Source organism: Syntrophaceae bacterium (genome assembly GCA_013177825.1).
Taxonomy (GTDB): Bacteria; Desulfobacterota; Syntrophia; order Syntrophales; family PHBD01; genus PHBD01.
The window spans coordinates 1-11,666 of record JABLXX010000006.1 but is presented as its reverse complement, the minus strand read 5'-3'; the positions used below and the strand labels follow the sequence as shown (position 1 = coordinate 11,666).

The 11,666-nt window shown below is 59.2% G+C and carries 9 protein-coding genes; 1 reads left to right on the top strand and 8 read right to left on the bottom strand.

Going from position 1 to position 11,666, the window contains the following annotated elements; genetic code table 11:
* Position 1 precedes the first annotated feature (1 nt).
* Positions 2–940 (top strand): hypothetical protein, encoded by a 939-nt coding sequence (locus HPY65_12990; GenBank protein NPU85386.1) that lies wholly within the window; start codon positions 2–4, stop codon positions 938–940.
* 157 nt (positions 941–1,097) lie between these two features.
* On the opposite strand, the gene HPY65_12985 is transcribed toward HPY65_12990, so the two are convergent.
* The 8 genes from HPY65_12985 to HPY65_12950 all read right to left on the bottom strand — a co-directional run bounded on the left by HPY65_12985 (position 1,098) and on the right by HPY65_12950 (position 11,541).
* Complete coding sequence (locus tag HPY65_12985) at positions 1,098–3,029, bottom strand: methyl-accepting chemotaxis protein (protein ID NPU85385.1); 1,932 nt, start codon at positions 3,027–3,029, stop codon at positions 1,098–1,100.
* A 27-nt stretch (positions 3,030–3,056) separates the two neighbouring features.
* Complete coding sequence (locus tag HPY65_12980; protein ID NPU85384.1) at positions 3,057–4,073, bottom strand: hypothetical protein; 1,017 nt, start codon at positions 4,071–4,073, stop codon at positions 3,057–3,059.
* Positions 4,074–5,312: 1,239 nt separating this feature from the next.
* Positions 5,313–5,831, bottom strand: coding sequence for a purine-binding chemotaxis protein CheW (locus HPY65_12975; GenBank protein NPU85383.1), 519 nt, complete (start codon positions 5,829–5,831; stop codon positions 5,313–5,315).
* A 5-nt stretch (positions 5,832–5,836) separates the two neighbouring features.
* Entirely contained in the window at positions 5,837–6,952 is a 1,116-nt protein-coding gene (locus tag HPY65_12970) for a hypothetical protein (protein ID NPU85382.1), read from the bottom strand.
* Between the two features lie 9 nt (positions 6,953–6,961).
* Entirely contained in the window at positions 6,962–9,187 is a 2,226-nt protein-coding gene (locus tag HPY65_12965) for a chemotaxis protein CheA (protein ID NPU85381.1), read from the bottom strand.
* A 3-nt stretch (positions 9,188–9,190) separates the two neighbouring features.
* Positions 9,191–10,222, bottom strand: coding sequence for a chemotaxis response regulator protein-glutamate methylesterase (locus tag HPY65_12960; GenBank protein NPU85380.1), 1,032 nt, complete (start codon positions 10,220–10,222; stop codon positions 9,191–9,193).
* Positions 10,223–10,246: 24 nt separating this feature from the next.
* Positions 10,247–10,669 carry a response regulator gene (locus tag HPY65_12955; protein ID NPU85379.1) on the bottom strand — a complete coding sequence of 141 codons (423 nt, stop codon included), beginning with the start codon at positions 10,667–10,669 and terminating at the stop codon, positions 10,247–10,249.
* Between the two features lie 32 nt (positions 10,670–10,701).
* The gene (locus HPY65_12950) at positions 10,702–11,541 is read right to left on the bottom strand and encodes a protein-glutamate O-methyltransferase (protein NPU85378.1); all 840 of its coding nucleotides are present in this window, start codon (positions 11,539–11,541) and stop codon (positions 10,702–10,704) included.
* Positions 11,542–11,666: the final 125 nt, after the last annotated feature.

Genomic DNA, 11,666 nt, shown 5'->3' with positions numbered 1-11,666 from the left:
TATGGACGTAAGAATCATCAATCCCTTCCTGAATGCGACCCGCGAGGTACTCTCGACCATGGCGGCCACGAACGCCGTTGTGGGGAAGCCGTTTCTGAAAAAGAGCGATACGGCGTATGGAGACGTCTCCGGGATTATCGGCATCACCGGCGATGCGCTGGGGTCCATGGCGATCAGCTTCACCGAGCCCTGCATTTGCCGCATTACCGGGCTGATGCTGGGGGAGACGATATCGGAGGTGATCGACGATGTGCTCGACACCGTGGGGGAGCTTACGAACATGATTTCCGGGGTCGCCCGGCGCACCATGGAAAAGGAGGGCCTGTCGGTATACGCCGCCATCCCTTCGGTCATTCACGGGCGGAGCCACCAGTTGAACCATATCCTGAAGAGCCCCAGCATCGTGATCCCCTTTTCCACCGAGCAGGGGAATTTTGTGGTGGATGTCTGCATCCGCCGCTCCGAAGAGGGGGAGAAAAGGCAGGAAGGCTACCGGGTAACGAATGTCCGGACGCAGGTCGAACGCCCTGCGGATCCCGATGGCGTTGAGGGTCGGTTGACGCCCCCGGCCGTCCATCCCTCGGCGCCTCCACAAACGCCCCAGGCGGCGCCGTCGGCGGAAGGGACTCCGGAGGCCCCGCCGAAAAAGAGCCCAACTCCCATGACCGAAGCGGAGAGGATCGAGCACATGAAGAAAGCGCTTTCCGAAATGGTCAAGGCCCGGAATCACATTTTCCAGGAACTGCGGGACAAGCCTTTCATGGCGGTGGAGCAGAGAAAGGCTTACAAGAAAAAGCTGCCCTTCCTGGACGAGAAGATCAAGCGCCTCAAGCTGGATATGCAGGCCCTGGAGATGCTGACGAAGCTGTCCCAGGACGATTTGGACAATCCGATAATCACCCGTCACTATCAGCATTACGGAAACAAAGACAAACCCTGATAAGATGTTTCGGATTGCTTTTCTCCGGGTGTTCCGCATGATCCCGCCCTTTCAGGTCGGCCTCGAAAACCTTGAGGATACCGGTTCCGGTTCATGTTCTCCGCATGTCAAAAAATTCGGGGGAGACCATGCGGCCTCCCCCTGGTCCATCCGTTTTCTAGAAATCCTTGAACTCCGTTTCCTCTTCAAGGGGAATGATCTGGCTCGGTTTTTTTACCGCCAGCCCCGTGCTTTTTCCCGATGCCAGCCCCGCTCCGGTATGCCGCTCAAGAAGAGGCGTCCTCATTTTACCCGCCAGGCCGGCGTTCCGGACCGCGGCGACGGCATGATGGCCGTTTCCTCCGATTACGAGCATCAACTCCTGAACGACCTCTCTCATGGACATCGCCTGGGCGTTCATCTCTTCTGAAGCGGATGCCGATTCCTCGGCGTTTGCCGCCGTCTGCTGGGTGACTTTGTCCATTTCCGTGACGGCCTTGTTGATCTGGTCGATGCCCTGGGCCTGCTCGCTGGAGGCGGCGGCGATCTCCCCGACCAGCTCCCCGACCTTGGCGGCGTTGACGGCGACCTCGCTGAAGGCCTCGCTCGTCTTCCCGACCAGGTCGGATCCTTCCCGGATCCTCTTGACCGTGCCCTCGATGAGTCCCGAGGTGTTCTTCGCGGCCTCCGCGGCCCGCATGGCCAGGTTCCGCACCTCCTCCGCCACGACGGCAAATCCCGCTCCCGCTTCCCCGGCCCGCGCCGCTTCCACGGCAGCGTTCAGGGCCAGGAGGTTGGTCTGGAAGGCGATTTCGTCAATTGTCTTGACTATCTTCGACGTTTGCTCGCTGGCGGCAGTGATTTCCCGCATGGAGCTGGTCAGGTGCTCCATGGAGTCGTTGGCTTTGGTCACGATGGTGTTTGCCTGCTTCATGAGGGCGTCCGCCTGGGAGGCGTTGCCGGCGTTCTGTTTCGTCATGGAGGACATCTCTTCCAGGGAGGAGGAAGTCTCTTCCAGGGAAGCCGCCTGTTCGGAGGCGCCTTCCGCCAGGGACTGGCTGGACGAGGCGACTTCGCCGGAGGCCGCGGAGATCTCGTCGGAGCTGGCGAGCAGCCTTTTCACAGCCCTCTGGACGGGGACGGCGATCGACCCGGCGGCAAAATACGCCAGTACGGCAGCGATCAAGGCAAAGACGACAACGCCGATGAAAATGATGTTCCTTGTCGTATAGGCGGACTGCAGCATCTCGTCGACGGGAACGGCCGACACGACGCTCCAGCCGTTGATCTTGACCGGTGAGAAGCCTGCATATTTGCGGGCTCCCTTGTAGGTGTATTCCTGAACGCCCGTCTCTCCGGCGATGGCCCGTTTCATCACCTCTTCCATGCCCTGTTCTTTGGCCAGGTTGAGCTGAAGAATCTTTGTAACATCCGGGTAGGCGACGACCGTGCCTTCACGGTTGATCATGTACGAGTAACCAGTCTTACCCAGCTTGATCTCGTTGATCTTTTCCGTAAGAAACGTCATCTTCACGATCCCGAGGATGATGCCGATTGGCTTGCCGCTTTCATCCTTGACGGGGTAGGCGATGGAGCAGATGGGCTGCTTGCTGTTTCTCGAAATAACAACGGATTCCGCGTTGGGCTGGCCCTGCATCCCTTTCTTGAAGTAGTCCCTGTCAGTGATCTTGATGCCCTTGAGTGCGCCGTTCAGGCTGTCGGCAATGTTAAATCCTTCCTCTCCGGCGACGGCGATGACTTCATACCGATCCTTTGCGATGGCAAACATCTTGGTCAGTTCTCTCTGGACCGCTTCGGCCTTCTGTGTGCTTCCACCGGTATTCACTTCCTTGACGGCCTGAACCAGCGAATCCCGGTGTGCGAGCATGCCCATGGCGTTCATTTCGGATGCCAGGACGGAATCCACCATGTCCGCCGTGCTCTTTGATACCGCCGTGATCTGCTGGCTGGTTTCCTGCCGGATCGACGACATGGCGTTGAACACGGCAATGGACCCGAGGATGATGACCGGAACGAGCGCCATCAGGCAGCCGCCGATCATGAGTTTTGACCGTAATCCGCCTTTCTTGAGTGAAAAATTTTTAACCATCTTCCTCTCCTTTCTACTTGAAATTGATCAGGTTAAATTGTTCGAAACGGATTCGCGCAGCGGAACGATTGCTTTCCCGGCGACCGGGACACCGTTCGGACGGCCCCGTTCCATGAGTGCGTTCTTCCCGGAGACCAGGGCCGACAGGGCGGCCATGAGCCCTTTGATCGCCTCCGCCTGGGCGTTCAGTTCCCCGCTGACGGACGCGGACTCGCCGGCATGGTTCGCCGCCTGTTGCGTCACTTTCTCGATCTCCGACACGGCCCTGCTGATCTGCTGGATGCCCGCGGCCTGCTCTTCCGAGGCCGCGGCGATTTCATCGATGACGGCGCCGACCTTGAAGGCGATCTGCATGTTTTCTCCGAATGCCTCCCTGGTTCGGCCCATGATCTCGTTGCTCTGCTTGACGACGGTGATCGTGTTGTCGATCAGGCCGGTCGTATTCCGGGCCGCCTCCGCCGCCCGGGTGGCCAGATTGCGGACCTCTCCGGCCACGACGGCGAAGCCGGCACCCGCCTCGCCCGCGCGGGCCGCCTCCACCGCGGCGTTCAGCGCCAGGAGATTGGTCTGGAATGCGATTTCGTCGATGGTTTTGATGATTTTTCCGGTTTCTTCGCTGGAGCGGGTCACCTCCCCAATGGCCTCCGCCATGCCTTCCATATGCTGGCTTACACGCTCCACGATATCCCGTGCTTCCGACATGTGGGCTTTGGCCAGCCCGGCGTTGTCTGCGTTCTTCCGGGTCATGGATGACATTTCCTCGATGGAAGCGGACGTTTCCTCGACGGAGGCGGCCTGATCCGCAGCTCCCTCGGCCATGGACCGGCTTGCCGATGCGACCTGGCCGGATGCGGATGCAACCTTGTCGGCGCCATCCGCCAATCCCCGGGCGATTCGCTGGATCGGCCCCGTAATGGTACGGACGACCAGGAACCCCAGGATGAAGACGATGACGAGGCTCGACGCACCGAAGATCGAGACCTTCAGAACAATGTCGCTGACGACCTGGTTGTAGCGCGTGTCCGGGACGCCGACGTAGAACATGCCGACGACATCGCCCCCGCTGTCCCGGATCGGTTCATAGGCCGTCTGGTACCAGGTGCCGACGACGTTGGCCTTTCCCGTATAGGACTGTCCCTTGCGGACGACCGTATCCACGACGTTGGCCGCCGCCTTCGTTCCCACGGCCCGGGCGCCGGAGGCGTTTTTCACCGTGGTGGCAATCCTTGTATCCCCCTGAAAGATGGTCACGGTGTCGTTTGAAAGCTCGGCAATGCGGTCAATGGCGACAAAGTTGTCGTTCAGCGGCACTTCCCCCTTGAACAGCTTCCCGTCGCGGACGGACCAGTCTCCCGGATATTGATCGTTGATCATGGCGTAACCCATGGCCATGTCGGCCTTTAATTTTTCCTGGGCGGTCAGAATGATTTTTTCGCGCACTGTCATGATGGTGAACAGGATCGTCCCGGAGAAAAAAACAGCGAATATGACAAGTAAGATCAGGGTTTTTGTTTGTAGTTTCAGTTTTGAGAACATCGGTGTCTCCTTTGTTGCTCGATTGGACGTCTGCAGGGTCATGCATGCCCGGTTCGCTCCGTCCGGAGCCTTCCGGACGCAGGTATGCCGTCTTGGATCTCCTCTCCTGTTCGAGCGAACAGGGAGATACCGGGAAGCATGTGTCCCGCGACCATCGGCCCGGCATGCGGCGCGTATCAATCCGCAGGGCCGGGGAGCCGGGTGGTCAGATCAGGTCCGTGCCGGTTCTTGTCTGGTGTCTCGGAGCGCGAGTTCCGGGTGGGAATTGGAATGGGAATGGAGATGGTATGAATGCTTTTTCGATAACATCAGGTTGCGATATTCCTGAATGTGATTCCAGGATATTGATGAAATCGTGGGCTGCCACGCCTGCCAACATTCCGATGCCCTCGGTTCTCGTGCGATTTCCATGCAGGTCTGGAAATATCTCCGGACCTTGCCTCGATGAATATCGTTCCCGCTTTTGGTCGGACGGTTTCCAGCGGCGGTTGCGACTGGAAACGTCCGGGATTGTAACGTTCTTCTAAGCCTCCATGTTGTCTGTCGAATGAAATGATCCAACCGCAGCCGCAGGGCTGCCGGCGGGAGGGGGATTTCCCCCTCCACGGCCGAAAGCGCCGCAGCTCTCTTACCATGCGGTTCTCCGAAAGGGGACCCGCAGCCCGCCATTCCCGCCTGCCTTTCAGGCAGACGGGTGAATCGCTGAAAACGGCGATTGCCGCCACTCTCCGCCTGTGCTGCGCCCGATCAGGCCGCCCGCTCCATGATGGCGATCTCGTCGATGTTGAGGATCTCGTCGATGTCCAGCAGGATTTTGATTCCGCCTCCCGCTTTGGCCATGCCGAGAATGTAGTCCGTGTCGAGACGGCTGCCGAAGTTGGGGGTGTCTTCAATGTCTCCTGCTTTGATGTTCAGGACTTCCGACACGGAATCCACGACGATGCCCATGTGGATTTTCTTTCCCGCTCCGCTGATCTCCACGACGATGATACAGGTCCGCTCGGTATAGTCCATGGGATCCATCCCGAATTTCAGCCGCAGGTCCGCAACGGGAATGACCTTCCCGCGGAGATTGATGACTCCCTTTACGTATCCGGGCGTCTTGGGGACCGTTGTGATCGGCATCATTCCGATGATTTCCTTGACCTTGAGGATGCCGATTCCGTATTCCTCATCGTGCAGCGTAAAGGTCAGGTACTTGCCCTCGCGCTCGGTCGCGGACTTTCCGATGTGTTCCACCGCTGTTGTGTTTTCCTGCTGGCTCATACGAATCACCTCCCGATAGAGTTTGCTGTCTGAATATGTCCGAGCCGGTGCGGAGCGAGCGAAAGCAACCGCTCCCGCCCGCCGCGAACGGCCGGTGCTTCTGTTTCGTGTTGCGCGATTCCGTCCAGGTCGATGCCGAAGAGTGAGACCACCTCTCCGAGGTGCACGTTCATCTGCTGGGCTTGGGCGGCCAGTTCCTCAGCGGCGCTGGCCGACTCTTCGGCGCCGGAAGCGGCCTGCTGCGTCACCTTGTCCATTTCCGTGATGGCCTGGTTGATCTGCACGATGCCCTGGGCCTGTTCCCCCGAGGCGGCGCTGATTTCCTTGATCAGGTCGTTGGTTTTCTTGCCCTCTTCCCCCATGGAATAGAACTGCTCAAGGGTTTTGCCGACCAGGGAGGCGCCATCCTGGATGTGGCCGGACATTGTGCCGATGATCGTTTCCGTGTCCCTGGCCGCTTCCGCGGAGCGAATCGCCAGGTTCCGGACCTCTTCGGCGACCACGGCAAAGCCGGCGCCGGCCTCTCCGGCCCTGGCTGCTTCCACGGCGGCATTCAGCGCCAGCAGGTTGATCTGAAACGCGATTTCGTCGCTCGTTTTGATTACCTTGGCGGCCTGTTCCCCTGCGGTGCCGATCCGCTTCATGCAGGAGTCGGTTTCCCGGAGGGACTTGTGGCAACTCTTCATGAGCATGAAGGTCACATCCCCGGATTTGGTCATGCTGGAGGAATGGTCTGATGTTTTTTTGGTCATCGACGACAGTTCCTCCAGGGATGCCGATGTTTCTTCGAGGGCCGAGGCCGCCGTGGACGTCCCCTCCGCCAGGGCCTGGCTGCTGGAAGCCACCTGCGAGGAGGCGCTGGATACCTGACCGGTGCTGTCGTAAAGTCCGGCCAGGATGCCTGAAAACCGGCGGGCGATGGACCGGTATGTCAGCCAACCGCCCAAAAGGCAAAGAATGACTCCCACCAGGGTTCCCCCGATCAGCAGGATCGCCTGGGCCTGCGGGCTCAGGAAGTTTTTGAGAAGATTTACCGTCCCGGCGTACCCGATGATTCCCCCAAACAGGATCAGTGCAGCAGAAAAGAAGTTGTTGATCATCATGCTTTGGCGTAAATTCATGGTTCCCTCCTAGGCGTTTGTTTCGCTCAGTTCGAAGATTCCTTCCACGTCGAGGATGAGGCCGATCTGCCCGTCTCCCAGAATTGCTCCGCCGGAGATCCCTCTGAGATTTTTCATTCCGTCACCCAGGCTCTTGATCACGACTTCCGTCTTTCCCAAGATCTCGTCAACCATGAGGCACTTGCTGCGTCCTTCGCCCTCTGTAAGGACCATGATCGCCTCCATGGGATCCTTGACCGACTCCTCGATGGAAAACAGCTCGTTCAGGCGGACCAGCGGGAAGAGGCGGCCCATGGCATGGATCATCTCTCCCTTGCCGACGGCGTTCGTATAGGCGTCCGCGGAGGGGCGCAGGGCCTTCTTGATGGCCGTCGTCGGCAGGATGTACCGTTCCGGTCCCACCTGGACGATCATGCCGTCGATGATCGCCAGCGTGAGGGGGAAACTCGTTACGAATCTCGTCCCCGCTCCAGGGTGGCTCTCGATCTCGATCTTGCCCCGGAGTTTTTCCACCGCCTGCTTGACCACATCCATCCCCACGCCGCGGCCGGAAACGTCCGTGACTTTCTCCGCCGTGGAAAGGCCGGGCAGAAGGATCAGCCGGAACACTTCCTGGTCCGTCATGATTTCCCCGCCCGTAATGAGGCCGGACTTCTCGGCCTTGCGGAGGATCTTTTCCCGGTTCAATCCGCGCCCGTCATCGGCGATCTCGATGATGATGTTTCCACCGCGGTGGTAGGCCTTCAGCCGGACAAGGCCTTTCTCGGGCTTGTCGGTCTTGAGCCTTTCCTCCGGCGTTTCCAGCCCGTGATCCACGGCGTTTCGCACGAGATGAACCAGGGGGTTGTAGATCTCGTCCACCATGTTGCGGTCGATTTCCGTGTCCTCTCCCTCCATCTCGACGCCCACGTTTTTCCCGTTGCCCTTTGCCAGGTCGCGGATCAGGCGGGACATGCGCTGGAAGGTCTGCTTGATGGGGACCATGCGCAGGCTGGTGGAGGCCCTCTGGAGTCCCGAGGTGATCCTGGAAAACTGGGCCACATTCTGGGTAAGGGACCGATCGACGTTGAGCGTCCGGCTGATGTTCTGCTGGATCATGGAGTGGGTGATGACCAGTTCTCCCACCATGTCGATCATGTCGTCCAGTTTACGGATGTCGACCCGGATGGTGGCCGTATCGGTGGCTTGCTCCGACTGCTTCCTGAGCGCCTGGGTAACCTGCTTCGAAGTGGCGATTCCCTCCTCGATCAGGGCCTCGCCGAGCTTTTTCCCCGGTTCGGCCTGTGTCGCCTTGAGACCCGCATCAAGCTCTTTTTCCGTGATGACGCCGTCGGTCTTGAGTATCTCTCCCAGTTTCGCCGGCTTTTGGGCCGGGTCGGCGCGGCCCTCTTCGATGGCCTTGATGCGCTCGTAGATGGACGTCGTATCGACAGGCTCCGCCGCTGCCGTTCGCCCCTCGAGCCTGTCCTTGAGCTGGACGACCATGGATTTCACCGCGTCCGCTCCGTCGAGGACCACGTCGATGACGGGAGGGGTCACGGACAGTTCACCGTTGCGTGCCCTGTCCAGGAGGTTTTCCAGGTTATGGGCCAGGGTCCGGATGGTGTTCAGATTGAGAAAACCGGCAACGCCCTTGATGGAGTGAAAAGGCCGGAAGATGACATTGATGTATTCGCGATCTTCCGGGTTCTGCTCCAGGTTCAGGATGTTGACCTCGATCTCCCCGATGTATTCCAGCGCTTCGATGATGAAGTCGCGCAGCAGCCCTTCGTCCTGAAATGCGACCGCGTCTGGATCTTCTTCCGGTGGAGCGGTTTCCGCAGACTCCGACGCCGCTTCCGCTGCTGGCGAATCCGCTTCCGCCGCGGTTTCCGTCATGACGACCCCGGTTAGCGCCGTCACGCTTTTCAGGAATGCCGTCGGGTCCGGTCCCGTCTGCTCGGGAAGCCCCGCGTCCCGGACCATTCCCTGCAGAAGCTGCAGGCCCGACTCGAGGGCGGCGAAGCCGGCCTTCTTGTCGTCCAGGGCGTCGATCACCATCCTCTCCAGGAGGAGGTTCATGCCCCCGGCAATTCTCTGAAGCGGAGCGAATTCTTCGGATGCCGCTTCCTGGAGAATGCCTTCCAGGTAGTTGAGGAACTTTCCCGCCGTGGGGATGTCGATCTCCTGTCCTTCCAGAAACAGGAAGTCAGAGGCCATTTCATCGATTTTGTTCGCGAGTTTGTCTTTTTCCATGTCTCATACCATGCGGATGATTTCACCGGCGATCGAGTTCAGGGGCATGACCCGGTCCGCCGCGCCGGCCTTGATGGCTTCCTTCGGCATTCCGAAAACGACGCAGGATTTCTCGTCCTGGGCGATCGTCTTGGCCCCCGCTTTCTTCATTTCCAAAAGTCCTTCCGCCCCGTCGCTTCCCATCCCCGTCAGGATGACGCCGACGGCATTGGCCCCGGCGTATCGTGCGGTCGACTTGAAGAGGATGTCCACGGCGGGTCTCTGGTGATGAACCATCGGCCCGGTCTTGACCTCCACGTAGTACTGGGCGCCGCTGCGCCGGAGGATCATGTGGTAATTGCCCGGTGCGACGAGGGCCGTTCCCGGCACCACGGGGTCATTGTTTTTTGCCTCCCGCACCGTAAGCTGGCAGATTCCGTTGAGCCGGTCCGCGAAGGCCGTGGTGAAGTTGGCGGGCATGTGCTGGACGATGACGACGCCAGGGAGATCCGGGGGAAGTTTTGTCAGGACCGCCTTGATGGCTTCCGTGCCGCCCGTGGATGCCCCGATGGCGATCACCTTGTTCGTCGTTTCCGTCATGGATCGTTTGGCGGTCGTTCTTTCCACGACGGCCTCCTGTCTTTCCGGTGACCGGTCCCGCGAAATGTTGGCTACGGCGGCGGCCCGAATCTTTTCGACCAGCTCGGCCCGAATATCCGCCACCGAATAGGAACCTCCCGGTTTGGCCACGACGTCCACGGCACCCACGTCCAGGGCCTCCAGCGTCATGGCACTGCCCTTGGGAGTCAGGGAACTGACGATGACGGTGGGCACGGGATAGTATTTCATCAGTTTTCGCAGGAACGTCAGCCCGTCCATCCGGGGCATTTCAATGTCCAGGGTCAACACGTCGGGCTTGAGCTGGATGATCTTGTCCCGGGCGACGAAGGGGTCCGGCGCGGTGCCGACCACCTCGATGTCCGGATAGGTGGACAGTTCCTTTGAAAATACGTTTCGGACGATGGCCGAGTCGTCGACAATGAGCACTCTGATCATGGTTACGATCCGTTCCTCTCGATTTCAGAAATCACAGGATTCCGAGTCGTCCTGATACATGCCTTCCTCGGTGAGCCCCAGAATGCGATACAGTTCCGATCGCAACTCTTCCGGCACAAAGGGTTTCTTGAGGAATCCCCGGGCGCCCATGCGTTCCGCCTCCTCAATCCGTTCCCGGTTTCCCTCGGTGGAGACGATGATCACGGGAATCTCCTGAAACAGGTTGTCCTGCTTCAGTTCCTTCAGCAGTTCCATGCCGTTCATCTCCGGCATGTTGATGTCGGAAATGATGACGTCCACCCAGTTCCGGGAAAGGATCTCCAGGGCCTGGCGTCCGTTGGCGGCTTCGAAGCACTCCGTCACGGGGATCCCCGACAGGGTGATGACCTTGCGGATCACAGCCCTCATGGAGAGCGAATCGTCGGTAATGAGGATGTTGAAGGACATGTTGTCTCCTTTGCGCGGAGCCGGGGCTCGCCTTATTTCCTGTAAATACTGGGCTGCACGTAATGGAACTGGTGGTCGAGACCCGTCAGGGTCTCCGAATGGCCGATAAAGAGGTGGCCGTTCGGTTGCAGCACGTCGTAAAAGCGTTTCACGACGGCGCTCTGCGTCTGTTTGTCGAAGTAAATCATCACGTTCCGGCAAAAGATGAAGTCAAACGGCTGATTGAAACGAGGGATATCCATCAGGTTGAACCGCTCGAACATGATGCGATCGCGGAGTTCCCGCTTGATCCGGATCTGGCCTTCCGAGGTACCCGTTCCATATTGCAAATAGCGCTTCATCAGCGGCGGCGGGATGCCTTTCACCTTGTCCGCCGGATAGACGCCGCGCCTGGCCGTCTGGAGAACACGGGTAGAGATGTCCGTGGCCGTGATATGGAAGGACGTCCGACGATCCTTGAGGCATTCGCTCACCGTCATGGCGACGGAATACGGTTCCTCACCGGTGGAGCAGCCCGCCGTCCAGATTCGGATCATGTCGGTCCGTCCCCCCTTTTCTTTTTCCCGGGCAACCTCGGGAAGCAGGGCCGTCAGTTTCTGGAAATGCTTTTCCTCCCGGAAGAAGTATGTGACGTTGGTGGAGATGGAGTCGATCATGGTGACCAGCTCATCCGTTCCCTCCTCCGTCGTCACGTACTTGTAGTAATCCAGAAACGACTTGAACCCTCCTTCCCGCAGGCGCTTGCCGAGTCTTGCCTTGACAAGGTCCTTCTTGCCTTCATGCAGGCAGATGCCGCACTGCTGGTAGACAAGACGGCTGATCTTGTCGTACTCGTTATCTTTCAGTTCTGTGGCGGCCTGAAAGAGAGTCATCTCAGAAATCCTTGAAATCGCCATCTTCCAGGGGAATGATGTCCTGGGGTTTCTTGCCCTTTGCCAGCGTCTTTCCCGCTGACGGGGGGCGTTTCAGGGACGGGCCGGAGAGAACCTGGCGGAGC

Coding starts and splice junctions, on each gene's coding strand:
- HPY65_12965 (NPU85381.1), bottom strand. CDS start 9,187: ATGGAAAAAGACAAACTCGCGAACAAAATCGATGAAATGGCCTCTGAC.
- HPY65_12980 (NPU85384.1), bottom strand. CDS start 4,073: ATGTTCTACGTCGGCGTCCCGGACACGCGCTACAACCAGGTCGTCAGC.
- HPY65_12950 (NPU85378.1), bottom strand. CDS start 11,541: ATGACTCTCTTTCAGGCCGCCACAGAACTGAAAGATAACGAGTACGAC.
- HPY65_12990 (NPU85386.1), top strand. CDS start 2: ATGGACGTAAGAATCATCAATCCCTTCCTGAATGCGACCCGCGAGGTA.
- HPY65_12975 (NPU85383.1), bottom strand. CDS start 5,831: ATGAGCCAGCAGGAAAACACAACAGCGGTGGAACACATCGGAAAGTCC.
- HPY65_12960 (NPU85380.1), bottom strand. CDS start 10,222: ATGATCAGAGTGCTCATTGTCGACGACTCGGCCATCGTCCGAAACGTA.
- HPY65_12985 (NPU85385.1), bottom strand. CDS start 3,029: ATGGTTAAAAATTTTTCACTCAAGAAAGGCGGATTACGGTCAAAACTC.
- HPY65_12970 (NPU85382.1), bottom strand. CDS start 6,952: ATGAATTTACGCCAAAGCATGATGATCAACAACTTCTTTTCTGCTGCA.
- HPY65_12955 (NPU85379.1), bottom strand. CDS start 10,669: ATGTCCTTCAACATCCTCATTACCGACGATTCGCTCTCCATGAGGGCT.